Source organism: Cupriavidus sp. FW305-F7, assembly GCF_058782875.1.
The window spans coordinates 1-22860 of record NZ_JBYSYC010000006.1 but is presented as its reverse complement, the minus strand read 5'-3'; the positions used below and the strand labels follow the sequence as shown (position 1 = coordinate 22860).

20 protein-coding genes are annotated in these 22860 nt (G+C 68.1%); 10 read left to right on the top strand and 10 right to left on the bottom strand.

Annotation, left to right across the window (positions count from 1 at the left end; translation table 11 throughout):
• Positions 1-125 precede the first annotated feature (125 nt).
• The 4 genes from AC3WL8_RS07390 to AC3WL8_RS07375 form a co-directional block, all read right to left on the bottom strand.
• A complete protein-coding gene (locus AC3WL8_RS07390; protein ID WP_013953443.1) occupies positions 126-3242 on the bottom strand; it encodes an efflux RND transporter permease subunit in 3117 nt (1038 codons plus the stop codon).
• A 6-nt stretch (positions 3243-3248) separates the two neighbouring features.
• Positions 3249-4409: an efflux RND transporter periplasmic adaptor subunit gene (locus AC3WL8_RS07385; RefSeq protein ID WP_013953444.1), complete on the bottom strand. Its 1161-nt coding sequence runs from the start codon at positions 4407-4409 to the stop codon at positions 3249-3251.
• A gap of 2 nt (positions 4410-4411) precedes the next feature.
• Positions 4412-5866 (bottom strand): TolC family protein, encoded by a 1455-nt coding sequence (locus AC3WL8_RS07380; RefSeq protein ID WP_211981865.1) that lies wholly within the window; start codon positions 5864-5866, stop codon positions 4412-4414.
• A 216-nt stretch (positions 5867-6082) separates the two neighbouring features.
• Positions 6083-6487 (bottom strand): hypothetical protein, encoded by a 405-nt coding sequence (locus AC3WL8_RS07375; protein ID WP_041228682.1) that lies wholly within the window; start codon positions 6485-6487, stop codon positions 6083-6085.
• A 323-nt stretch (positions 6488-6810) separates the two neighbouring features.
• Here AC3WL8_RS07375 and AC3WL8_RS07370 point away from each other — a divergent pair, with 323 nt between their 5' ends.
• Together AC3WL8_RS07370 and AC3WL8_RS07365 are read left to right on the top strand one after the other, a co-directional pair.
• Positions 6811-7041 carry an antitoxin of toxin-antitoxin stability system gene (locus AC3WL8_RS07370; protein WP_153953396.1) on the top strand — a complete coding sequence of 77 codons (231 nt, stop codon included), beginning with the start codon at positions 6811-6813 and terminating at the stop codon, positions 7039-7041.
• Positions 7034-7393: a type II toxin-antitoxin system PemK/MazF family toxin gene (locus tag AC3WL8_RS07365; protein WP_153953395.1), complete on the top strand. Its 360-nt coding sequence runs from the start codon at positions 7034-7036 to the stop codon at positions 7391-7393. Before AC3WL8_RS07370 ends, AC3WL8_RS07365 begins: the two co-directional genes overlap by 8 nt.
• 71 nt (positions 7394-7464) lie before the next feature.
• Here the strand turns inward: AC3WL8_RS07365 and AC3WL8_RS07360 are convergent, their stop codons facing one another.
• The 3 genes from AC3WL8_RS07360 to AC3WL8_RS07350 all read right to left on the bottom strand — a co-directional run bounded on the left by AC3WL8_RS07360 (position 7465) and on the right by AC3WL8_RS07350 (position 11026).
• Positions 7465-9087: a rhodanese-related sulfurtransferase gene (locus tag AC3WL8_RS07360; protein ID WP_211981866.1), complete on the bottom strand. Its 1623-nt coding sequence runs from the start codon at positions 9085-9087 to the stop codon at positions 7465-7467.
• On the bottom strand, positions 9084-9701 hold the full coding sequence (locus AC3WL8_RS07355; protein WP_013953450.1) for a cysteine dioxygenase family protein: 618 nt from the start codon (positions 9699-9701) through the stop codon (positions 9084-9086). The genes AC3WL8_RS07360 and AC3WL8_RS07355 overlap by 4 nt, the downstream gene beginning before the upstream one ends.
• Positions 9702-9814: 113 nt before the next feature.
• Entirely contained in the window at positions 9815-11026 is a 1212-nt protein-coding gene (locus AC3WL8_RS07350) for an acyl-CoA dehydrogenase family protein (protein ID WP_153953392.1), read from the bottom strand.
• Between the two features lie 217 nt (positions 11027-11243).
• Between AC3WL8_RS07350 and AC3WL8_RS07345 the strand changes: the two genes are divergently transcribed.
• From AC3WL8_RS07345 to AC3WL8_RS07320, 6 genes are all read left to right on the top strand, one after another.
• Positions 11244-12341: an LLM class flavin-dependent oxidoreductase gene (locus AC3WL8_RS07345; RefSeq protein ID WP_153953391.1), complete on the top strand. Its 1098-nt coding sequence runs from the start codon at positions 11244-11246 to the stop codon at positions 12339-12341.
• 41 nt (positions 12342-12382) lie between these two features.
• A complete protein-coding gene (locus AC3WL8_RS07340; RefSeq protein ID WP_153953390.1) occupies positions 12383-13399 on the top strand; it encodes an ABC transporter substrate-binding protein in 1017 nt (338 codons plus the stop codon).
• 4 nt (positions 13400-13403) lie between these two features.
• A complete protein-coding gene (locus tag AC3WL8_RS07335) occupies positions 13404-14462 on the top strand; it encodes an ABC transporter permease (protein ID WP_211981868.1) in 1059 nt (352 codons plus the stop codon).
• A complete protein-coding gene (locus AC3WL8_RS07330) occupies positions 14456-15280 on the top strand; it encodes an ABC transporter ATP-binding protein (protein ID WP_153953388.1) in 825 nt (274 codons plus the stop codon). The genes AC3WL8_RS07335 and AC3WL8_RS07330 overlap by 7 nt, the downstream gene beginning before the upstream one ends.
• A gap of 31 nt (positions 15281-15311) precedes the next feature.
• Positions 15312-16493, top strand: a complete 1182-nt coding sequence (locus AC3WL8_RS07325; protein ID WP_153953387.1) for a c-type cytochrome — start codon at positions 15312-15314, stop codon at positions 16491-16493.
• 200 nt (positions 16494-16693) lie between these two features.
• Positions 16694-17584: a DMT family transporter gene (locus AC3WL8_RS07320; protein ID WP_013953457.1), complete on the top strand. Its 891-nt coding sequence runs from the start codon at positions 16694-16696 to the stop codon at positions 17582-17584.
• A gap of 17 nt (positions 17585-17601) precedes the next feature.
• Here the strand turns inward: AC3WL8_RS07320 and AC3WL8_RS07315 are convergent, their stop codons facing one another.
• Both AC3WL8_RS07315 and AC3WL8_RS07310 read right to left on the bottom strand, forming a co-directional pair.
• Positions 17602-18426 (bottom strand): 3-oxoadipate:acetyl-CoA acetyltransferase, encoded by an 825-nt coding sequence (locus tag AC3WL8_RS07315; RefSeq protein WP_013953458.1) that lies wholly within the window; start codon positions 18424-18426, stop codon positions 17602-17604.
• A 45-nt stretch (positions 18427-18471) separates the two neighbouring features.
• Complete coding sequence (locus tag AC3WL8_RS07310) at positions 18472-20340, bottom strand: bifunctional sugar phosphate isomerase/epimerase/4-hydroxyphenylpyruvate dioxygenase family protein (RefSeq protein ID WP_013953459.1); 1869 nt, start codon at positions 20338-20340, stop codon at positions 18472-18474.
• A gap of 133 nt (positions 20341-20473) precedes the next feature.
• Here AC3WL8_RS07310 and AC3WL8_RS07305 point away from each other — a divergent pair, with 133 nt between their 5' ends.
• Positions 20474-21241: an IclR family transcriptional regulator domain-containing protein gene (locus AC3WL8_RS07305; protein ID WP_153953385.1), complete on the top strand. Its 768-nt coding sequence runs from the start codon at positions 20474-20476 to the stop codon at positions 21239-21241.
• Here AC3WL8_RS07305 and AC3WL8_RS07300 read toward each other — a convergent pair.
• Positions 21238-22185 carry a LysR family transcriptional regulator gene (locus AC3WL8_RS07300; protein ID WP_153953384.1) on the bottom strand — a complete coding sequence of 316 codons (948 nt, stop codon included), beginning with the start codon at positions 22183-22185 and terminating at the stop codon, positions 21238-21240. The two genes, AC3WL8_RS07305 and AC3WL8_RS07300, sit on opposite strands and share 4 nt — an antisense overlap.
• 84 nt (positions 22186-22269) lie before the next feature.
• Between AC3WL8_RS07300 and aroQ the strand changes: the two genes are divergently transcribed.
• On the top strand, positions 22270-22731 hold the full coding sequence (aroQ, locus tag AC3WL8_RS07295; protein WP_153953383.1) for a type II 3-dehydroquinate dehydratase: 462 nt from the start codon (positions 22270-22272) through the stop codon (positions 22729-22731).
• Positions 22732-22860: the final 129 nt, after the last annotated feature.

Sequence of the window (22860 nt, the reverse complement as noted above, 5' to 3'; positions counted from 1 at the left end):
TGTCTTGAAGATACCGGCAAGCATGCGCCGCACAGACTACCGATTGGGTGCTCCCTCTCCCGCTTGCGGGAGAGGGGAGCAAACCAGCGGGACGCGAGACCAGCGCGACGCGAGACGATGTCGCCTTACACCGGCACATCCCTGGTCGGATCCGGCCTGCGATCATCAAACCAGCGATACAGCGTAGGCACCATCACCAGCGTCAGCAGCGTCGACGTAATCAACCCGCCGATCACCACCACCGCCAGCGGACGCTGCACCTCCGAGCCCGGCCCCGTCGAGAACAGGAACGGCACCAGGCCCAGCATCGCAATGGTCGCGGTCATCATCACCGGGCGGAAACGCTGAGTCGCGCCCTGCACCACCGCCTCATCGACCGACAAACCCGAGTCGCGCAGCGTGCGGATATACGACACCAGCACCACCCCGTTCAGCACCGCCATGCCCCACAGCGCGATAAAGCCTACCGAGGCCGGCACCGACAGGTATTCGCCAGTAACGAACAACCCGATGATGCCGCCGATGGAGGCAAACGGCAGCACCGTGATGATCAGCGTGGCAAAGCGCAGCGAGTTGAACAGCAGGAACAGCAGGAAGAAGATCGCGGCAATGGTCACCGGCACGATGATCTTCAGGTGGCCCATGGCGCGTTCCATGTTCTGGAACTGACCGCCCCACTCCAGGTAGTAGCCTTCGGGCAGCTTCACCTTGGCGCCGGTGGCCTGCTGCAGCTCGGCCACGAAGCCGCCGAGGTCACGGTCCTTCACGTTGATCATCACCACCACGCGGCGCTTGGCCATTTCGCGGCTGATCTGGGCCGGGCCGTCGTTGACCTCGATCCTGGCCACGCTCTGCAGCGGCACCTGGGTGCCGTTGGGCGTGGACACCAGCAGCTGGCGGATGGCCTGCTCGTTGTTGCGGAACTCCTCCGGCAGGCGCACCGCCGCGGCAAAGCGGCGCTCGCCTTCGAAGATGTCCGTGGCGCGCTTGCCGCCGATGGCGATCTCGATCACGTCATGGATGTCGGACACGTTCAGCCCGTATCGCGCAATCGCCTGGCGGTCGATCTCGATCGACAGGTACTGCTGCCCCGACACGCGCTCGATGCGAATGTCCTGCGAGCCCTGGATGCCGCCGGCCACGCGGGCGATCTCGCCCGCCAGCTCGCGCAGCTTGTCCAGGTCGTCGCCGAACACCTTCACCGCCACGTCCGAACGCACGCCGCTGACCATTTCGTCGACGCGGTCCGAGATCGGCTGCGCCATCACGATCTGCACGCCGGGAATGGCCTTGAGCTTGTCGCGGATGGCGTTGGCGATATCGTCCTGGGTCCAGCCGTCGGGCCACTCGTCGCGGTCCTTCAGGCTGGCGATCGGGGTCGACTCGTTCTGGCCCTGCGGGTCGGCCGGGCTTTCGCCGCGGCCCACGCCGGACACTACCGACTTCACGCCCGGCACGCTCAGCACCAGCTTGTTGGCTTCCTTCTCCAGCTTGATCGACTCTTCCAGCGAGATATTGGGCACGCGGTCGATCGCCGGCACGATCGAGCCTTCCTTCATTTCCGGAATGAACGAGGTGCCCAGCAGCGGCACGATCGCCAGCGTGGCGACGAAAGCCGCCACCGCGCAGAGCACCGTCTTGCGGCTGTTGCCCAGCGCCCAGTGCAGCAGGCGCAGGTAGTGGCGCTTCATGAAGGCGATCACATGCGTGTCGTGCTCCGCGCCGCCCTTGAGCAGGTACGACGACAGCACCGGCGACAGCGTCAGCGACAGGAACAGCGAGATCGCCAATGCGATCGAGATGGTGAACGCCAGCGGCGCAAACATCTTGCCTTCCATCCCCGACAGCGTCATCAGCGGCAGGAACACCAGGATGATGATGCCCACGCCCACGATCACCGGCGTGGCCACTTCCTGCACGGCCTTGACCAGGATCTCGGTCTTGGTGAGGCCCGGCTCCTTGTGGCCGAGCCGCTCGAACGCGTTCTCGACCACCACCACCGAGCCGTCGACCATCAGGCCGATGGCAATGGCCAGCCCCCCCAGCGACATCAGGTTGGCCGACAGGCCCACCTCGTTCATCACCATGAAGGTCAGCAAGGGCGTCAATACCAGCGTGGCCAGCACGATCAGCGACGAACGCACGTCGCCCAGGAACAGGAACAGCACGATCACCACCAGCACCACGCCTTCCAGCAGCACCTTGGTCACGGTCCACAGTGCGGAGTCGACCAGTTCGCTGCGATCGTAGTACGGCACGATCTGCAGCTTGCCCGGCAGCATGCCGCGCTCGTTGATCTCGGCCACGCGTGCCTTCACGCGGCTGACCACCTCCTTGGCATTGCCGCCGCGCATCATCATGACGATGCCGCCGACCGCCTCGGTCTGCCCGTTCTTGACCAGCGCGCCCTGCCGCACCTCATGCCCGATGGTGACGTTGGCCACGTCGCGCAGGTACACCGGCGTGCCGTTGATCTCCTTGAGCACGATGCTGCCCAGGTCATCCACGCCGCGGGCCAGGCCCACGCCGCGGATCAGGTACTGCTCGGCATAGTGCGGCAGCACGCCGCCGCCGGAGTTGGCGTTGTTGCGCGCCAGCGCCTCATAGACCTGCTGGGTCGAGATCTGGTAGTGGCGCATGCGTTCCGGGTTGACCAGCGCCTGATATTGGCGCACGTAGCCGCCCTGCGAGTTGATCTCGGCCACGCCCGGAATCGAGCGCAGCAGCGGGCGCACCACCCAGTCCTGGGCGATGCGGCGCTCGGCCAGCTCTTCCTGCGTCAGTTCGCGGTTGCCGTCGTCGGCACGGTCCAGCGTGTACTGGTAGACCTCGCCCAGGCCGGTGGAAACCGGGCCCAGGACCGGCGACACGCCTTCCGGCATGCGCCCGCCCACTTCGATCAGGCGCTCCATCACCAGCTGGCGGGCAAAGTACACGTCGGTGGCATCGGTAAACACCAGCGTGATCAGCGACAGGCCCGCCTTGTTCAGCGAGCGCATCTCTTCCAGTCCGGGCAGGCCGGTCATGGCCATTTCCACCGGCACGGTGACAAAACGCTCGACTTCCTCGGGTGAGCGGCCCGCGGCTTCGGTGGCGATCTGCACCTGCACGTTGGTGACATCGGGGAAAGCATCCACCGACAGCTTGGTGGCAGCGCGCAGGCCGAAGAAGAACAGCACCACGGCAATCACGCACACCACCAGCCGCTGCTTGATGGCGGCTTCGACTAGGGATTTCATCATGGCCGATTACCCTTGCTCGAGGCGCTTGCGCTCGTTGTCGAGATGGAAGGCGCCATCGACCACGATGCGGTCGCCGGCCTTCACACCGTTCTGCACCACGCGCATGCCGTCGCTCTCGGCGCCCAGCTTGACCTTGGTGAGACGGTACTTGTTGCCCGGCATCTCGACATAGACCAGCTCGTCATTGCCATCGCGCACCACCGAGGCGGCCGGGATCACCAGCTGGTCGACCGGCTTGCCGGCGATCAGCATGCTGGCCAGCATGGCAGGCTTGAGGCGGCCTTCGCGGTTCTCCAGCTCGGTACGGACCAGCACCGTGCGCGACTGTGGGTTGACCGTGCGGCCGACGTAGATCAGCTTGCCGGTAATGTTCTTGCTGCCCGCACCGTTGCCAAGCGAAGGCACCTCGATGTCAACGCTCTGCCCTTCGGCCACCTGGGCGGCCTGCTGCTCTGGCACTTCGGCCACCACCCATACGCGCGACAGGTCTGCCACGGTATAGAGCGCATCGGCCGGCTGCACCACCTGTCCTTGCGCCACGTTGCGCTCGACCACGGTGCCGCTGATGCTGGAAAACACCGGCGAATGCGAATTGATGCTGCCGCTCCTGGCCAGATCGGCGATCGATGCCTGCGACATGCCCAGCACGCGTAGCTGGTCGCGATAGGCGCGCATCTCGGCCGAGGCAATCGCCAGTTCGCTCTCGCGGCGCTGCAGCTCGCCGCGGCCGATCACGTCGGCGGCAAACAGCTGGCGCGCACGCTCGGCGTTGCGGCCCTGCAGCTCGGTCTGGGCCTCGCTCTTCAGGAAGGCCATCTGCGCCGCGCCCAGCTCGCTGCTGTGCAGGCGCGCCAGCACCTGGCCGGCCTTCACTTCCTGGCCCAGGGTGGCATAGAGGTCGGTCACGCGGCCGGTCACGCTGGCGCCGATGCGCGCCACGCGCTGCTCGTCGAAGTCGACACGGCCGGCCACGCGCAGCATCTCGCTGAACGGGGAGGTGGCCACCGGCGCCACCTTCAGCCCCTTCTGCAGGTTGCCCTCGGGCTGGATCACGCCCGGCGGCAACTTGGGCGCTTCGGCAACGGGTTCAGGTTTGTCGGAGCAGGCCGCCAGGCTGAACGTCAGGACGGCAGCGGCCGTCAGCGAAAGCAGGAAATTGAGACGCATGGTTATTTCTGTTCGATGGTGGAGGTCGGCTGCAGGCCCGGCGCTGCGGTAGCGCCCGGGGCGGTCGACATAAGCTTTTCGATCTGGATGGCGGCCACCTGCACGTCGTACTGGGCGGCAATCAGCTCATTGCGCGCGCCGCGCAGCACGCGCTGGGCATCGAGGTAGTCCAGGATGCCGCGCTCGCCGAAGCGGTAGGCGGATTCGGCCACGCCCAGCGCCGACTCGGCCTCGCGCACGATGCCAGACTCAAGCGCCGTCACCTGGGCCTGGTTGATCTCGTACTGGCGGTAGGCGGCCTCCAGCTCCTGCGTCAGCTCGAACTCACGCGCTTCCAGGGCGCTGCGCGCCTGCGTGGCCTGCGCCGTGGCTTCGCCCACCGGGCCGCTGCGGCGGTCCCACAGCGGGATGGTCAGGACCAGGCCGATCTGCGAGACGTTGTTGTCAGGCTGGCGGTCGGTGCTGGCGCGCACCGCCACCTCGGGCCAGCGCAGCGACTTCTGGTAGTTCACGCCCAGCTGTGCGCGCTCCAGCTCCATGCGGCGCTGGACCAGTTCGGCATTGCTGGCGGTCATGGTGTCGCGCAGCACCGGCAGCGGCGGCACGTCGGGCGACTGGCCCAGGGAGCCGGCCAGCGAATACTGGCCCGGCATGGCACCGCCCACCTGCTGGCGCAGCGCGGCCTTGGCCTGGTTGACGCGCAACTCGGCGGTCTGCTGGTTCTTCTGCGAAGCCAGCAGTTCGGTCTCGGCCTTGATCAGTTCATAGCGCGGCGCCTCGCCCACCTCCACGCGCAGCCGCGCCCGCGAATGGATCTGGCGCATCATCGCCAGGTCTTCCTCGGCGGCATGCAGCTCGCTCTCGCGGCGCAGCACGTCGTAGTAGGCGGTCTTCACGCGGGCGGCCAGGTCGGCCCGGAAGCCTTGCCGCATGGCCTGCGACGACTCCAGCCCGCGGGTGGCCATGGCCTCGCGCAGGCTGCGCTGGTGCGGGTAGTCCAGCTTCTGCACCACGGCGTAGCTGGGCGCATTGCCGCTGGTCACGCCCGGCTGCTTGCCGGACAAGCGGCCGTACATCACCTCCACCTGCGGGTTGGGATAGGCACGCGCGCTGCTGATGGCGGCGCTGGCGGCATCGACACCGGCCTCGGCGGCGGCCACGCCCTTGTTGGTGGACTGGGCCAGGTCGAGCAGTTGGGGCAGCGAGTAGGCGGGCCCCGCCTGGGCGCCGGCCGATACGGCGGATGCGGGCTTGGGCACCGCCGTGGCCGCCAGGATGGCGGAGCCCGGCATGGGTGCGGCAGCAGGTTTGGTCAGGAGTGCGGGGGCGGCAGGCGCGGCACCGGCCGCGTCCGTTGGCTTCGGGGACACCCCGCCTTGCGCGCCGGCATGGGCCGGGGCAGCGGCGAGCGCGATCAGCGAAAGCGACGCGATCAGGGTCAGCTTGGTTGTTGTCATGAGTCGGGAAAGCAAGCAATACGGCTGCCTGTCGCCATACTGCCGCTCGCCCCGGGGCGAGCGGTCACTTGGACGCAATCACGGCAGGACGCACAACGGCAGCGGCTTGCCCGCGCGGTCAGGCAGCAGGCAGGCTGGCGATATCAGACAAGGGGGCGCGGCCCACGGCACGGCGGCTGCATGCGGCAGCGCGTGCGGTGCGGGCGCAGGAAACGCTCAGGCGCGGGAAATGGGTGGCCGGAAGAAGGCCGAAGGCGGCGGCTCGGCGCGGCCAGGCGGATGCTGGGCGACGTCGCCAGAAGGCAGCAGCAGCTTCACTGGCGGCAAGGCAATCAGGGCACTGGATTCCTCGATCTCGTCGAGCAGGTCGAGGGGATCGAGCAGGTCCGCCGACCAGATATTGCAATACCCGGGGGGTGGGTCGTCGCAGATATCGTCGTCATGCAAGCCGTCGTCGCCGGGCACGATGATCCGGCCCAGGTCGTCGACAGGCTGCACCGCCGCCAGGTCCACCAGGTCAACGCTGGCCTGCGCCTGCAACGCCGCGCGCGCGTCCGCCACTGCTCCGAAGGAGAGCAGCGACAAGCACATGGCAGTCAGCAGGAGGAACAACAGTCGCATTGGATCGGGGGCATTGACGGCATCGCTGCCGGGGCCCGCTGTCGGGGCTGGCCGGTGGGATGCTGCAGGACAGCATTGTAACGTAACGATGACGATTGACAGGGAATCGTTACGTTCGTTCCCTTGCTGCAGAGAGATCGGCGCGGGCGAGGGCTTTCAGACTCCTCTAATTTCTGCCCAATTCGCTCCCCCAGCTACGCTCTGGTCACTGCTTCCAAACCCTGTAAGCCGGTCTGAGCACCCATCTGTTAGTGGTTTTGTAATACAAAAATGAGGGACAAATGAGCGCTATACTTCCGTATTACCGAAGTACGGAGCCATTCATGCAAGGAACGACGTTGTCCTTCCGTGCCGGCGAAGAACTGGCCGACCAGACTCGCGCGCTGGCAAAGGCATCGGGACAAAAAACTTCCGACTACATCCGCGATGCCGTGCGCGAGAAAAACGAGCGGGAAATGGCCTCCCGTATCGCCATGCTTTCCCGCAAGCTCTCGGCAAAGCACCTTGCCGCCAGTGAAGACATGGACGGATCGGCCGGAGACGGGCTTGACTGAGCTGAAGCGCGGGCAGATCTGGGAGGTCGACCTCAATCCACAGACGCATCGGGAAGAGCCGGCCAAGCGCAACCGGCCGGCACTGGTCATCCAGACGGATTTGCTCAATGACGCCGGCCATCCGACCACGATCATCGTGCCGGGCACATCACAAATCGAGCGCGAGGATTGTTTTCCGTTGCGGGTCGCGCTGGGCAAGCTGCCTGGCCTAGCCTATGAGACGGACCTGTTGATCGACCAGGTCCGAGCGGTGTCCAATCGCCGGTTCATGGGCGGCCGGCCGGTGGCCACGCTGGCGGCCAATCACCTGCGCAAGGTGGAAGAGGCCATGCGTCTGCTGCTCCGCCTCTAGGCCTTCCGGTCTCGCCCCGTCGCCGGCCTCGCTGCATGATATGCAGCGTCAGTGCATATCATGCAGCGGCCCTACACCACCCTGAACCCATGCGTCCCGTCGCGCTCCAGTTGCGCGATCAGGCCGAACTCCCAGTCCAGGTAGCCCTGCATCGCCTCGCGCGGGTTGTCGGTGCCCTCATACGGCCGGCGGTAGCGGTCGGTGCGTTCCGAGGCCAGGCGCGTTTCCCCGCTTTCCAGCGGCAGTCCCGCTGCAATCCACGCCTGGGTGCCGCCTTCCAGCACCAACACTTGCGCATCGGTCAGGCGCCGCAGGTCGGCGGCGGCAAAGCGCGCCAGCAGGCTCGATCCGCAGGTGAGCACGTAGCGCCTGGGCTGCGGGATGCGTGGCAGCGCGTCGGCCAGCTGGGCGCGAATGACGAAGTACGCGCCGGGAATATGGCGCTTGACGTAGTTGGCGCTGGTGGTGAAGTCGAGGACAGCGGTGCTGCCATCGCCTGCGTCAAGCCACGTGGCCAGTTCCGCTGCAGTGACGATCGATACCGGCGCTGACGCCGGCACCGGTGCGCTGACCGCGCCGGTTTCGCTACGCTCTGCCGCCGCCACCGGTTCCACCACCCAGATGTCCCAACCCATCTGCGCCAGCCATGAGCCGGTCATGCTGGCGCGCACGTCGTCATCATCCGCCAGCACGATGCGCGCGCCGCGCACCGGAGCGGAATGGTCGGTCTCCTGCACCAGCTGGCCGCCCGGCGCGTTGACAAAGCCCGGCAGGTGGCCGTCGGCGAATTCCTCGGGCGTGCGGACATCAAAGCGGTACACGGTGCGGCCGGGCTGCTGCAGCGTTTCGATCTGGGCCAGCGCAATACGGCGCACGCCGGCCCGGTCGGCGATCTCGCGCGCGCCGCGGCAGGCGCTGTCGCGGTTGGCGTCGCTGACCGCGGCGGGGGCGCGGCGGCTGGCACCGTGGTCCAGTTGCTGGCCGGCCAGGGTCCAGCCGATGGTGCCGTTGCGCAACGCCGCCACCGGGTTGGGGATGCCCGCGTTGACCAGCGACTGCGTGCCGATGATGCTGCGCGTGCGCCCGGCGCAGTTGACGATCACGCGCGTGTGCGGATCGGGCGCCAGCTCGCGCACGCGCAGCACCAGTTCGGCCCCCGGCACGCTGGTCGCGGTGGGAATACTCATGGTCTGGTACTCGTCGAGGCGGCGCGCATCGACGATCACCACATCGGCCTTGGTGTCGATCAATGCCTGCACTTCCTCGGCCGCCAGCGACGGCGTGTGGCGCCTGGCTTCGACGACTTCGCCGAACGACTTGCTCGGCACGTTGACGTCGCGGAACACCTCGCCGCCGTCGTCGATCCATGCGCTCAGTCCGCCTTCCAGCAGGTGCACGCGCGTATAGCCCAGCTCGCGCAGCACGGCCGCGGCGGGCGGCGCCAGGTCAGTGCCGGCGTATTCGCCGTAGACGACGATCAGCGTGTCGCGGCGCGGGATACGTGCCCACGCCTCGATCTCAAGCCTGGACAGCGGGAAATTGGCCGCCCATAGCGGGTGTTCCTGCGCGAAGGGATCTTCCTCGCGCACATCGATCAAGGCGATCTCGTCGCGGTTGAGCAGCGCCTTGCGCACCGCGTCGCGCGAGTACGTCGGAAAGGCCGGTGCGGCTTGCGTAGCAGTAATCGTGGTCATGACTGGGCGACTTCGCGGGAACGGTCCCAAAGGTTGGGCAGGGTCCGGTTGGAATAGCCGGAGACAAAGGGCTTGCGCGTGCCGTCCTCGGCATAGACCGAACGGCGCACCGCACCGATATTGGCGCCGTACACATGGATGCTGACCGAGACGCGGTCGTCATGCACGTTGTTGACAAGGTGGATATCGCCGACCGTGGGCGACACGGCCTCGACCTGCCCGGGCAGCAAGCGCACGGCGTCGCCATGCGGTACAGGCCGGCCGCCGGCGTCGAGCGCGAACGGCTGCGAGTCTTCCGCGCCGCGCAGCATGCCGATCAGGCCCCAAACGGTGTGGTCGTGGATGGGCGTGCGCTGGCCCGGCCCCCAGACAAAGCTGACGACCGAGAAGCGTTCGGCGGAATCGCAATGCAGCAGGTGCTGCTGGTAGTACTCGGGATGCGACTGGGCCCAGGCTTCGGGCAGCCAGTCGTCGCGCGCGACCAGCTTTGCCAGCAGCGCCCCGCCTTCGCGCAGGATGCGGGGCTCGTCCGGGTGCTGGTCCAGCAGCTCGGCCAGGCCGGTGATGAAGTCGCGCAGCGGCGCGAGCCTGTCGGGGGTGGGGGTGCTGCCCATGGGAATGACTCCGAAGTGTCTCGTTCTGGTTTGCCGGCGCGCCGGGCGCCTGCGGCGCGGCCCTCTTTGGGGCGGTGCTGCTGCAAACATAGCACGGCCAGGCAGGCCCGCGCTTACAGGCCAAGCTGCGCACGCCCGGCGGCGACCAGGATGGAATCGTTCTGCGGCGTATGGATGCGGCTGCATAGCACGTCGCGGTAGTGGCGCTCGAGCGGGTTGTTGCGGCTCAGGCCGTGGTTGCCCGAGAGCTGAAGCGCCAGCTCCACCGCGCGGATCGCATTGCCCGTCACCGTGTACTTGAGCAGCCCGCCGTCGGCCGGCGTGGGCGCCTCGCCCGCGTCAGTGCGCGCGGCGGCATCGTCCAGCAACACCTGATCGGTCCGCAGCAACGCGGCGATCTCGCCGATGGCTTCCTGCACGCGCGGCAGCGTGGCCAGCGGCGCGCCCAGGCTGCCGGGCGCGCGCTCGCGAACGAAATCGCCGATCCATGCGGCGGCAGCGCGTGCCACCGCGTCATAGAGGCTGCCCAGCAGCACGATCATCCAGGCCTGCTGGTCTGCGTTGGCGTCGATGTCGGCCTGGCTGGCGCCGGCCGGCGCCCATGCTGAGGGCGAACGAATATCGACCGCGTGGTCAGGCGGGATCCAGACGTTGTCGAGCACGGTCTCATGGCTGCCTGAAGCGCGCAGGCCAAGGTGGTTCCAGTTCTCGACGATGCGCACGCCCGCGATGCCGGCCGCCGGTCCGGGCACCAGGAACACGCCCACGCGCGGCTGAGGCTCATCGGTGCGCGCCCATACCGCCAGCCAGCGCAGCGCCGGAATGCCGGTGCTGTACAGCTTGCGCCCGCTGATGCGCCAGCCGTCGGCCACGCGCGTGGCCACCGTGGCCGGCAGGCCGCCGCGTGCCGGCGATCCCAGTTCCGGTTCCACCCGCAACGCGTTGATCAGCGCACCGTTTTGCACCGCGCTGGCAAAGACCTGGTCGCGCACGGTCTGCGGCCAGTGCGAATCGGCGCGGGCGATCGCGCGGTGCTGCAAGTAGGTCATGGTCAGCACGAGCGCCGTAGCGGCATCGCCGCCCGCCACCGCGGCCACGATGCGGCGCGCCTGCGCCAGGCCCGCCCCGCCGCCGCCCTGCGCGTGCGGCACCACTTGCGCTATCAGGCCATTGGCGTGCAACTGCGCAAAGTTGTCGTGCGGAAAGCTGGCAGCGGCATCGTGCGCGCCGGCACTGGCGGCAAAGCGCGTGGACAGCCCGGCCAGTACCTCGCCGAGGCGCGCTTCGCTGCTGGGCAGCCTGCGCAGGGTAGACGCTAAAGACATGGAAAAAGACTCCGGGAAGGATGACGACGAGGCGCGCTGCTCGCACCGAATGCCGCCTAGCGTAGCGCAGGCACCGCATTACGAAAACGACGCTTATTGAATATGGACCGTCGTTTTTATTCGTTAGCGAGCGCGCGCGCCTGTCGTACTTTCTGCCTCAGCCCAACACCATCCGGGCGGTCACGCTGCCGCCCTCACCGAACACAGGAGAGCGCGCATGAGCGTCGATTTCATCGGCATGATCCAGAGCCAGAAGCAGTCCGAGATCCATCCGCCGTCAGGTCCGGTGATCGATCGCGACTATGTGCGCGCCTTTGCCCAGGCCCACGAGCAGGCCGGCTTCGACCGCATCCTGGTGCCGCACCATTCCACCGGGCCGTCGGCCACGCTGACCATCGCCTACGCGGCCAGCGTGACCGAGCGCATCCACTTCATGCTGGCGCACCGCCCCGGCTTTACCGCACCGACGCTGGCCGCGCGCCAGATCGCCACGCTTGACCAGTTCAGCGGCGGCCGCCTCGGGGTGCACTTCATCTCCGGCGGCTCGGACAGCGAGCAGCAGCGCGACGGCGACTTCCTCGACCATGACCAGCGCTATGCGCGCACCGACGAGTACCTGCACATCCTGCGCCGCATCTGGACCGAGCCCGCGCCGTTCGACCATGAAGGCCAGTTCTATCGCTTTACGCAGGGCTTTTCGGAGGTCAAGCCCGTGCAGCAGCCGCATGTGCCGATCTATTTCGGCGGCGCCTCGGAAGCGGCGCTGGCCGTGGCCGGCAAGCATGCCGACGTCTACGCGCTGTGGGGCGAGTCGCTCGAGCAGGTGCGCGAGCTGACCGGCCGCGTGCGTGCCGAAGCCGCGCAGCACGGCCGCACGGTGCGCTTCTCGGTGTCATTCCGCCCGGTGCTGGCCGAGACCGAAGAAAAAGCGTGGGCCCGCGCCGACAGCATCCTAGAGCGCACCCGCGCCCTGCGCGTGCAGGCCGGCTACAGCCGCGGCGGCCCGCAGCAGAGCGAAGGGGCACGGCGCCTGCTCGCGGCGGCCGACAAAGGCGACCGGGTCGACCAGCGCCTGTGGACCGCGATCGCGCGCGAGACCGGCGGGCGCTCCAACTCCACCGGCCTGGTCGGCACGCCGGAGCAGGTGGCGCAGGCCCTGCTGGCGTACTACGAACTGGGCGTCACCACCTTCCTGATCCGCGGCTTCGATCCGCTCGAAGACGCCATCGACTATGGCCGCGAGCTGATCCCGCGCGTGCGCGAGCTGGTGGCACAGCACGACGCCGCGCAGCGGGCGGAGCGCAAGGCCGCCTGATGGCCTCACCACACAACACAACGAAGACGGGGAGTCTCACCATGAGCCAGGACAACAACAATCACGCCGACCCGCGCCGGCGCAGCGTGCTGCGGCTGGCCGGCGCCGCGGCCATCGCCGCGCCGTCGCTGATCCTTGGCCGCCAGGCCTGGTCGGCGCCGCGCAAGCTGACCTTCGCGTGGAACCAGAACTCTTTCTGCCTGACGCCGATCGTGGTGGCGCAGGAGAAGGGCTTCTTCGAGAAGAACGGCCTGCAGGTCGACCTGATCAACTACAGCGGCTCGACCGACCAGCTGCTGGAATCGATTGCCACCGGCAAGGCCGATGCGGCGGTCGGCATGATCCACCGCTGGCTCAAGCCGCTGGAAGCCGGCTTCGACGTCAAGATCATCGGCAGCTCGCACGGCGGCTGCGTGCGGCTGGTGGGATCGAAAGCGGCGGGGGTCACCAGCCTGCAGCAGCTGAAGGGAAAGACCGTCGGCGTGAGCGATCTGGCGGCACCGGGCAAGCACTTCTTCACCATCCTGCTGGCCAAGAACGGCATCGACCCGGACAAGGACATCACCTGGCGCCAGTACCCGGCCGACCTGCTGGGCGTGGCGGTCGACAAGGGCGAGATCCAGGCGATCGCCGACGGCGACCCCAACCTCTACCTGCTGGAAAAGCGCACCAACGGCGCCTACGTGGAACTGGCCACCAACCTCACCGGCGAGTACGCGCGCAAGGTCTGCTGCGTGGTCGGCGCCCGCGGCGAGCTGGTGCGCAACGACCGCCCCGCCGCCACGTCGCTGGCGCGCGCCATCGTGCAGGCCACCGACTACGTCAACGAGAACCCCAACGAGGCCGCCAGGGTCTTCGCCAGGTACTCGCCCAAGATCAACCCGGAAGACCTGCGCAAGCTCTACGCCACGCTGACCTATACCCACCACCCGACCGGCGTCGACCTGCGCGACGAGATCGCCTTCTACGCCGATGATTTCCGCCGCATCGGCGTGCTGAAGAAGACCACCGATGCCAAACGCCTGGCGCAGCACGTCTACGCCAATGTCCTGGGGTGATGCCATGACGACAAGCCAAACTGCATTCGACGCCGGGCTGGCGCGCAAGCCAGCCGCAGCCCCCGTGCCGCATGCTGCCGCGAGCGCGCGCGCGTCCGGCCCGGTCTGGGCCACCGGCATCCTCGCCGCGCTGGCGTGGGCCGCGTTCGGCGCGCTGACGTGGCTGTGGCCCAACCAGGCGGTGGGCTTCAGCGACTGGGCCTATACGGCGGAACTGGGCATCGCCGCGCTGGCGGGCGCCGCGTTGCCGGCGCTGGTTGCGCTGGCCGGCCAGCGGGTCCGGGCGGCGCAACGCGCGCTGGCCGAGCTGCGCGCCGCGGGCCCGTGGCTGGTGGCGCTGCCCGTGGCCCTGGCCGCGTGGGAAATCCTGACCGCCAAGACCGCCATCCTGCCCACGCCCTTCTTCGCGCCGCCACAGGCGCTGATCGAGGTCTATGCCGACGACTGGCGGCGCCTCGGCGACAGCGTGCTGAACACGCTCAGGCTGCTCGGGCTGGGCGTGGCCTATGGCGGACTGGCCGGCTTCCTGGTGGGGGTGTCGATCGGCTGGTCGCGTCGCATCGGCTACTGGGTGCATCCGGTGCTGCGCGTGCTGGGCCCGCTGCCGTCGACCGCGCTGCTGCCGCTGACCTTCTACTTCTTCCCGTCGAGCTATTCCGCCGCGGTGTTCCTGATCGCGCTGGCCACGGCCTTCCCGGTGGCGGTGCTGACGTGGTCAGGCGTGGCCGGCGTCAACAAGAGCTACTACGACGTGGCGCGCACCATGGGCGCCTCGGGCTGGTTCCTGGTGCTGCGCGTGGCGATCCCGGCGGCGCTGCCGCAGGTATTCGTCGGCCTGTTCATGGGGCTGGGCGCTTCGTTCTCGGTGCTGGTCACGGCGGAGATGATGGGCGTGAAGTCGGGCCTGGGCTGGTACCTGACGTGGGCGCAGGGCTGGGCTTCGTACGTCAATATGTATGCGGCGCTGATCGTGATGGCGCTGCTGTTTTCGGGCGTGATCACGTTGCTGTTCGTGGCGCGTGATCGCGTGCTGTCGTGGCAGAAGGGGACGGTGAAATGGTGAGTGTTGCAGAACGGCGGGAGAGGGAAGTCAACGCCGTGGGGAGCGAGGCCGCGGAAGCCCTGACCGGTGCCCGCATCGACATCCATCAGGTCAGCCACTGGTTCGGCAGCGGCAGCGACCGGCTGCAGGTGCTGGACGACGTCGACCTGAGCGTCGCACCCGGCGAATTCGTCGCGCTGCTGGGGCCCAGCGGTTGCGGCAAGTCCACGCTGCTGCGGCTGGTGGCAGGGCTGGACCAGCCCGCCTCCGGCGAGATCCTGCAGGACGGCACCCCGATCACCGAGCCCAACCCGTCGCGCATCGTGGTGTTCCAGGACCCCACGCTGTACCCGTGGCGGCGCGTATGGGACAACGTCGCGCTGGGCCTGCAGGCGCGCGGCGTGCTGGCAAGCCAGCGCCCGCGCGTGGATGACGCGCTGCGGCGCGTAGGGCTGGAAACCTTCGCCCGCGCCTTCCCGCACCAGCTCTCCGGCGGCATGGCGCAGCGCGTTGCGCTGGCGCGCGCGCTGGTCAACGATCCGCGCCTGCTGGTGCTGGACGAGCCGCTGGGCAAGCTGGACTCATTGACGCGGCTGGCAATGCAGAGCGACCTGGTTGAACTGTGGCAACGCTCGCGCTTCTCGGCGCTGCTGGTCACGCACGACGTGGAGGAAGCGCTGTTCCTGGCGCAGCGCGTGATCATCTTCAGCCAGCGTCCGGCACGCATCACGGCGGAGATCCGGGTCGACCTGCCCTACCCGCGCCATCGCGGCGATCCGCGGCTGACCGGGCTGCGGCACGAAGCGCTGCGCCACCTGGGGCTGGACGCGAGCTGGTAATGGCGTTGCGCTTCACCTCGTGGGCCGCCAGATGAGCGGCCCGCCTCCGCAGGCATGGCTCAATGGACTAATGGTCCTGATCGAGAAACTCCAGCTTGGCTTGCTGTCGCTCTGGCATGCCCTTGGCCTGAGCGGCGACAGCCACGGCCAGCCCGCGTGGCCGTGGGCGCGGCGTGTGGCGGGCGAAACCCTGCTGATCGACCTGGGCCTCGCGCGCCAGGTCGGCCTGAGCCTGTGCGCCCTTGTCTTTGCCGTGCTGGCCATTACCGCCGCGCTGGCTTGGAGACGCCAGCGCGGCGTACTGCTTGCCGCCGGCGCGCTCGCTCTGGTGGCGGCTCCCTGGCCCAGCGCAGCGCTGCTGTTGGTGCCAGCCGCGCCGACCAGCTTTCACGCCAGCCCTACCCGCTTCTCCGTCGACGCCATCGCGCTCGGCGCCCGGGTCTATGCGCAGCATTGCGCCAACTGCCACGGCGCGGACGGGCGCGGGGAAGGCCCGCTGGCCGCCAGCCTGGCGCAGTGGCCGCCCACGCTGGTCAGTCCGCTGCTGGCGCGCCGCGCCGATGGCGAGCTGTTCTGGCATGTGCTGGCCGGTATGCGCGACCGTCATGGCCAGCCCACCATGCCGGCCTTCCGCGACATTCTGGGCGACGGTGAGGCCTGGGCCGTGGTCGACTACATGAAGGCGCTGTCGGCTGGCAGCGGCGCCGGTGCCGACGGCAACTGGCCGGTACCGCTGCGGCTGCCGGAAATGGCCGTCCGCTGCGTCGATGCCGCGCCTCTGGCACTGTCGCAGTGGCGCGCGGACCAGCGCGTGCGGCTGGTGGCTGTCGACGGGGCGGCTCCGCTGCCGTATGAGGATCCCCGCTTCCTGACCGTGCTGGTCACGCCCGACGGGCGCCCGCCGGCGCAGGTGCCGCGCTTTCGCGCCGGCTGCACGGCCACGTCGCCGCATGCGTGGCAGGCGGTGGCGGCAATCGCCGGTGAATCGCCCGCACGGCTGGCAGGCACCCAGTTGCTGGCTGACCGCACCGGGTGGCTGCGCGCGCGTGGTGCGCCCGGCCGGCAATGGTCCGATGCAGACCTTGTGTGCGTATCAGGGCCCAGCGCCAACACCCCGCGCAATGCTGCGGAACCAGCAGATGGCCTGACCGCCCTGCTCTTGCGCATGGACGCCGAGCCGGTGCGCTTCGTCAAGGGCGGCTTTATCCATTGATCGCGTCCACCGCGCGCCTTGGCCGTCGTCCTCCCGGATTATTCGCTGCCAGCGAATTCTGACTTTCCATCCATTGCGCTGATTGCCCTCGCTCCTGCCAGTAACCTGCGCACGAAGACAAAGCCAACGTGGATCGGTGACATGATGCAGACAGGGATGGCCGTGGCAAGCGCAGCTTGCCGGCCTGCGGCGTGAGCCCCATGAGAGGGGCCCGGGAACTGCAAGGCATCCTGCTGATAGTGGCGGCGGTAGCCTGCTTCGCTGCGCTCGACACGCTGACAAAGATCGCCGGCGCGGCCGTGCCAGTCGTGATGGCGCTATGGCTGCGCTACCTGGCGCAGGCGGCGCTGACCGGCGCGGTGTTGCTGCCGGCTCGCGGCCGCGCCCTGCTGCGCACGCGCCGGCCGCTGCTGCAGTGCGCGCGTGCGGTGGCGATGCTGCTGTCCAGCGGATGCGCGTTCTTCAGCCTGCAAGTCCTGCCGGTAGGCGAGTTCACCGCCGTTGTGAGCCTGACGCCGCTGGCGATGGCGCTGGCCGCGGCGGCCATGCTTGGCGAACGCGTGTCGGCCGTGCGATGGCTCTTCCTGTTGACGGGATTTGTCGGGGCCCTGGTGGTGATCCGGCCGGGCGCCGGCCTGCAGCCCGCGATGCTGTTGCCGCTGGGGGCAGTGCTGTCCAATGCCGCATACCAGTTGCTGACCAGCGTGCTGACCCGTGCCGATGGCGTCGGAACCACGCACTTCTATACAGGCTGCGTTGCCACGGTGCTGCTCTCGGCAGCGCTGCCGAGCGCATGGACCTCGCAACTCACGGCATTGCACTGGTGCCTGCTCGCTGGCATGGCGCTCGCCGGCACCGCCGGCCATCTGTTCCTGGTCCTTGCCTATGCGCGCGCGCCGGTCAGCCTGCTTACCCCTTATCTCTACCTGCAGATCGCCTTTGCGATGCTTGGCGGCTGGCTGGCATTCGCCTATCTGCCCGATGCGTGGTCCGTGCTCGGCGTTGCGTTGATCGCCGCCAGCGGCGTGGGTGGCACTGTGGCGGCGGCCCGCGACCGGGAACTGCCGGGGCGGCCCGTCGGGGCGACATAGCCGCCCCGCTGCCGCCGTCAGTCCAGCCCGAGCAGCGACCGCGCCTGTGCCGGTGTTGCTACCGCCCGGCCGTACTGCCAGCAAAGCTGCGCCACGCGGCCAACCAGTTGCGCGTTGCTGGCCGCCAGTGTGTCCTTGTCCCAGCGGATGTTGTCTTCCAGACCGGTACGGCAGTGCCCGCCGAGCTCCAGCGTCCAGTGATTGACTTCCAGCTGGTGGCGGCCGATGCCGGCGGCCGTCCATGTCGCGCCCGGCAACAGCGTTTGCAGTTGCTCGACCTGGAACGCCAGGATCTCGCGCCGCGCCGGCAGCGCATTGCGGATGCCGAACACGAACTGCACGTGCGGCGGTGCCGCGATCAGCCCTTCTTTCACCAGTTCCGCCGTGTTGTAGAGCATCGCCAGGTCGAAGATCTCGATTTCCGGCTTGACGTGGAATTCCCGCATCGTGGTGGCCAGCGTGCGCACGAAGTCCGGCGGGTTTTCGTAGACGCTGGTGGGAAAGTTGACCGAGCCGGTGGCAAGCGAAGCCATGTCTGGCCGCAGATGGAGCATCGCGCCGCGCTGGCTGGCCTCGCGGCCGCGTCCGCCGGTGGAGAACTGCACGATCATGCCCGGGCAGTGTTTGCGGATGCCTTCCTGCAGCGCGGCGAATCGTGTCGGATCGGAGCTCGAATTTTCCAGTTCGTCGCGCACGTGCAGGTGAACCAGCGTGGCGCCGGCCTCATAGCTGGCGTGCGTGCTTTCGATCTGTTCAGCCACCGAAATGGGCACGGCCGGGTTGTCTTTCTTGCGCGGCACGGAACCGGTGATGGCCACGGAAATGATGCACGGCTCTTGCATGGAATGTCTCCTGTAGGGAATGTTGTGAGCGGGTGACGATGATGTTCAGCTGTGCCGCAGCTGCGCCTGTGCGGCCATGCGCACCGAAGCGTTGACCGCGCCGTAGCCGGTGTAGCCGCTGCGTTGCACGAGTTCGAAGAAAAACCGTTCGTGGAACGGCTCGGTGTAGGCATGCAGGAATTCACCGTGGGCGTCGCGGTCGTAGAGCAGGCCGAGACCTTGCAGGCGTTCCAGCAGCGCGTCGTCGAGCGCGAGCCGCGCGGCCACGTCGTCGTAGTAGTTGTCCGGCACGTGGAGCATCGCGGCGCGGGTGCGGTCGATGGCTTCCAGCGTCTGCCCGATGCGTTCCGACCGGAAGGCGATGTGGTGCACGCCCGAGCCCGCGTAAGCGGCGACAAAGCGCCCGGTGGCGGTGCGACCGCTCTCGGACACGTTGAGCGGGATGCGAACATGCTGGCCGGGGCTGACCATGGCGCGGCTCTTCACCAGGCCATACGGATCGGCGATCTCATGCACGGCCTCCGGCTGCATGGCGAACACCGAGCGGTAGAACAGCACGAAGCTGTCGAGCCGGTTCGCCGGCAGCGCCTGCGCGATATGGTCGATGGCGGACAACCCTGCGCCGTGGTGGACGGTTCCCACGGGCGTATCGAGCACGAAGTCGCTCTCATAGATGCTGCGGTCGGCGTCGCGGTCGTCGATCAGGTGGAACAGCATGCCGTCGGGCGAGCGCAGCGCCGGGATCACGCGCTCGTCGGGCCCCACCGGCTCACGCCACTCCTTGCACAGCAGCGTGCGGGCGCGCGCCACGGCGCGGCGTGCGTCGTCCACTTTCAGGCCGATGGCGCACACCGACGGGCCGTGCAGTTGGAAGTGCTCGGCGGCGGCGCTGTCCTGCTCGGCATTCAGGATCAGGTTGACGCCGCCCTGGCGGTACAGGTCGACCGCCTTGGAGCGATGGCGGCCGGCATGGGCAAAGCCAAGCGATTCCAGCCGTTGCGCGAGTTCGCGGCCAGCCACGTAATCGACGGCAAACTCGACGAAGTCCACGCCGTCCAGCACCGGCGGCGCAGGCAGCGGCGTGCCGCCCGCCTCGGACTCCAGCCAGATCAGCGAGCGCAGCCCGTCTTGCGCGGTCAGCCGTGCCGGCGCCGCGCGGAAGTCGTCGTTGAAGACCTCCAGCGACAACGGCCCGTTGTAGCCTGCCTGCAGCACGGCGCGGGCGAAATCGGTCACCGGCAGGTCGCCCTGCCCGGGAAAATTGCGGTAGTGGCGGCTCCACGACAGCACGTCCATCGACAGGCGTGGCGCATCGGCCAGTTGCACAAAGAAGATCTTGTCCGCCGGCACAACGTCCAGGCCCTGCAGCGAATCGCCCAGTGACAGCGTATGGAAGCTGTCCAGCACCAGCCCCAGCGCGGGGTGGTCGGCGCGCTGCACGATGTCCCACGCTTGCCGCCAGAGGCGCGTATGGCGGCCCCAGGCAAGCGCCTCGTAACCGACGCGCAGCCCGCGCTGCGCGGCGGCCTCTGCCATCCGGCGCAGGTCGGCGGCAGCGCGGGTGGGGTCGTCGATGGCCACCTCCTGCACATTGCTGCACACCAGCACCATCTCCGCGCCAAGCTGCTCCATCACGTCGAACTTGCGTTCGGCGCGCGCCATATTGCGGACAAACAGGTCATCCGGCATGGCCTCGAAGTCGCGCAGCGGCTGGTAGAGCAGGATCTGCAGGCCGAGGTCGGCCGCCATGCGGCGCACCTCGGCCGGTGAGCCGTCGAAATGCAGCAGGTCGTTCTCGAAGATCTCTACGCCGTCGAAGCCCGCGGCCGCGGCGGCTTCCAGTTTTTCCGGCAGCGTGCCGGACAGCGAGACGGTGGCGATCGATTTCGGGAGAGGCCTGCGGGCTGCGGTCATGGCGATTGCGAGGTGGCGACGGTATTGCCCCAAAGGTTAGGAGCGAGCCGGCCCGTCAACAACCACAATTCGCGCGTAGGCGTGCGACAATCGCTCCATTGCGATCATCCCTCGCGCGAAATTCGGGTTAACCATGGAAAAAGAACCGCTGAGCCGGCGCGACTGGATCGCCGGGCTCGAAAAAGGCCTGGCCATCCTGGAGGCCTTCGACAACGACCATCCGCGCCTCACGCCCACGCAGGCGGCGCAGCTGACCGGCCTGACGCGCACGGCTGCGCGTCGCTACCTGCTGACGCTGGAGCACCTCGGCTACACCACCAGCGACGGCACGCTGTTCAGCCTGACACCGCGCGTGCTCAAGGTGGGCTGGTCGTATTTCGACTCGGCGCGGCTGCCGCGCACGGTGCAGCCGTTCCTGCAGCAAATCACCGCGCAGCTCGGCGAGGCGGCCTACCTGAGCGTGCTCGATGGCTGGGAGCTGGTGTTTATCGCCCGCACCAGCACCAGCCGCGTGATGAGCACCGGCTTCGTGCTGGGGGCACGGGTGCCGGCGCCGCTGGGCTCGGCCGGGGTGATGATGCTGGCCTCGCGCCCCGAGCAGCAGGTGCGCGAATGGCTGGAATCTGTCGTGCTCGCGCCCTACACCCCTTACACCATCCTGCAGCATGAGCGCCTGCTCGAAGAGATCCGCAAGGCTGGCGCGCAGGGCTATGCGATGCTGGAGCAACAGCTGCAGACCGGTGTGCGCGGCATCGCCGTGCCGCTGCGCGACCGCCACGGCAAGGTGATCGCCGCGCTGTCGGTCAATATGCCGATCGGCGACGAGACCGCACAGCAGGCGCTGGACCGGGTATTGCAGGTGTTGCAAGACACCGCGCTGCTGATCATGCGAGTGCTTTAGTCCAGCGTCGTCGCCAGCGCCTGCGGTCCCTGCGACAACTGCGCCTTAAGGAACTCAAGGCACACGCGCATCCGCGCCGAGGCCGACGCCCGCGCGCTGGTCACGGCCCAGACATCGGCCGGCTGCTGCCAGTCCGGCAGCACGCGCACCAGTTCGCCGGCGCGCACGCTGGCGGCCACGTCCCAGACCGAAGCCATGATGATGCCGAAGCCTTCCAGTGCCCACTGGTGGGTCACGTCGCTGTGGTTCGATGCCATCGGCCCGGTCACTTTCACGGTCTCCCAGCCGTCAGGCCCTTGCAGCCGCCATACGCCAAAGGCCTGGTCGCGTTCGCGCAGCAGCAGGCAGTCGTGCCGGGGCAGCTCGCCCGGGTGCTCCGGCATGCCGCGCCGCGCGAGGTAGGCGGGAGCGGCGCACAGCACGCGGCTGCCGCTGGCGATCTTGCTGGCGATCAGGTGCGGCTCCTCGACCTCGCCCACGCGGATGTCGAGGTCGAAGCTTTCGCCGATCAGGTCGACGCGCCGGTCGAGCAGCTCCAGCCAGACCTCCAGCCCCGGATGCTGCTGCCGCAGCCGCGACAGCGCCGGTGCCACATGCCTGCGCCCGAGCCGCACGCTGGTGGCGATGCGCAGCAGCCCGCGTGGCTCGCCCCCGGTGGCACCCACCGCTTCCAGCATGCCGTCGACGTCTTCCAGGATCTTCTGCGCCCACGCAAAGGCGCTCTCGCCCTCGGCGGTCACGCTGACACGGCGCGTGGTGCGGTGGAACAGCTTCGCGCCCAGCATGGCTTCGAGCATGGCGATGCGCTTGCTGACGTGGGCCGGCGAAATGCCGGTCTCGTTGGCGGCGGCGATAAAGCTGGCGCGCCGCGCCACCGTGCAGAACAGCCGCAGGTCCCGCAGGAACGGGTCATTGTTCGCCGTCAGCGCATTCTGAGTTTCCATGGCGGTCGATGATGGGATGAAGGGAGTAACGATAGGCTATCGGCGATGGCCGCGCCAGCGCCGCGGCCGATTCCAGGAGACACGATGAAGACAGTACTGGTGCTCAACGGGCCCAACCTCAACCTGCTCGGCACCCGCGAGCCGGCAGTCTATGGCAGTGAAACGCTGGCGGATGTGGAGCGCATCTGCCAGGAAGCCGCGGAGCGGCTAGGGCTGGAGGCGCAATGCCGGCAGACCAACCATGAAGGCCAGCTGATCGACTGGATCCATGAAGCCGGGCGGCTATGCGCGCAAGGGGAAATGGTCGGCGTGGTGCTGAATGCGGGGGCGCTGACGCATACGTCGATTGCGCTGCATGATGCGATCAAGGGCGCGGCGGTGCCGCTGATCGAGTACCACATCTCTAACGTGCACGCGCGCGAGGCGTTCCGGCATCACTCATGGATCTCGCCGGTGGCGCGGGCGGTGATGGCGGGGCTGGGGGTGAAGGGATATGCGTTGGCGGTTGAGGCGCTGGTGCTGGTGACAGCGGCCGCGGCTGAATAAACGGATTAAGCAGATGCCACCGCGCATTGGGCGTTGCGCGGCGGCATTCCCCAATCGCGGTAGGAATGCCCATTACTGAGCACCCCCCGCACAGATCCGTACGAGCCCGATTCGGGCATACGGCTCCTA

Excerpts from the sequence above, each read along its gene's own strand:
- AC3WL8_RS07390 (WP_013953443.1), bottom strand. The coding sequence starts at position 3,242 with ATGATGAAATCCCTAGTCGAAGCCGCCATCAAGCAGCGGCTGGTGGTG.
- AC3WL8_RS07385 (WP_013953444.1), bottom strand. The coding sequence starts at position 4,409 with ATGCGTCTCAATTTCCTGCTTTCGCTGACGGCCGCTGCCGTCCTGACG.
- AC3WL8_RS07380 (WP_211981865.1), bottom strand. The coding sequence starts at position 5,866 with ATGACAACAACCAAGCTGACCCTGATCGCGTCGCTTTCGCTGATCGCG.
- AC3WL8_RS07375 (WP_041228682.1), bottom strand. The coding sequence starts at position 6,487 with ATGCGACTGTTGTTCCTCCTGCTGACTGCCATGTGCTTGTCGCTGCTC.
- AC3WL8_RS07370 (WP_153953396.1), top strand. The coding sequence starts at position 6,811 with ATGCAAGGAACGACGTTGTCCTTCCGTGCCGGCGAAGAACTGGCCGAC.
- AC3WL8_RS07360 (WP_211981866.1), bottom strand. The coding sequence starts at position 9,087 with ATGACCACGATTACTGCTACGCAAGCCGCACCGGCCTTTCCGACGTAC.
- AC3WL8_RS07355 (WP_013953450.1), bottom strand. The coding sequence starts at position 9,701 with ATGGGCAGCACCCCCACCCCCGACAGGCTCGCGCCGCTGCGCGACTTC.
- AC3WL8_RS07350 (WP_153953392.1), bottom strand. The coding sequence starts at position 11,026 with ATGTCTTTAGCGTCTACCCTGCGCAGGCTGCCCAGCAGCGAAGCGCGC.
- AC3WL8_RS07345 (WP_153953391.1), top strand. The coding sequence starts at position 11,244 with ATGAGCGTCGATTTCATCGGCATGATCCAGAGCCAGAAGCAGTCCGAG.
- AC3WL8_RS07340 (WP_153953390.1), top strand. The coding sequence starts at position 12,383 with ATGAGCCAGGACAACAACAATCACGCCGACCCGCGCCGGCGCAGCGTG.
- AC3WL8_RS07335 (WP_211981868.1), top strand. The coding sequence starts at position 13,404 with ATGACGACAAGCCAAACTGCATTCGACGCCGGGCTGGCGCGCAAGCCA.
- AC3WL8_RS07330 (WP_153953388.1), top strand. The coding sequence starts at position 14,456 with ATGGTGAGTGTTGCAGAACGGCGGGAGAGGGAAGTCAACGCCGTGGGG.
- AC3WL8_RS07325 (WP_153953387.1), top strand. The coding sequence starts at position 15,312 with ATGAGCGGCCCGCCTCCGCAGGCATGGCTCAATGGACTAATGGTCCTG.
- AC3WL8_RS07320 (WP_013953457.1), top strand. The coding sequence starts at position 16,694 with ATGAGAGGGGCCCGGGAACTGCAAGGCATCCTGCTGATAGTGGCGGCG.
- AC3WL8_RS07315 (WP_013953458.1), bottom strand. The coding sequence starts at position 18,426 with ATGCAAGAGCCGTGCATCATTTCCGTGGCCATCACCGGTTCCGTGCCG.
- AC3WL8_RS07310 (WP_013953459.1), bottom strand. The coding sequence starts at position 20,340 with ATGACCGCAGCCCGCAGGCCTCTCCCGAAATCGATCGCCACCGTCTCG.
- AC3WL8_RS07305 (WP_153953385.1), top strand. The coding sequence starts at position 20,474 with ATGGAAAAAGAACCGCTGAGCCGGCGCGACTGGATCGCCGGGCTCGAA.
- AC3WL8_RS07300 (WP_153953384.1), bottom strand. The coding sequence starts at position 22,185 with ATGGAAACTCAGAATGCGCTGACGGCGAACAATGACCCGTTCCTGCGG.
- aroQ (WP_153953383.1), top strand. The coding sequence starts at position 22,270 with ATGAAGACAGTACTGGTGCTCAACGGGCCCAACCTCAACCTGCTCGGC.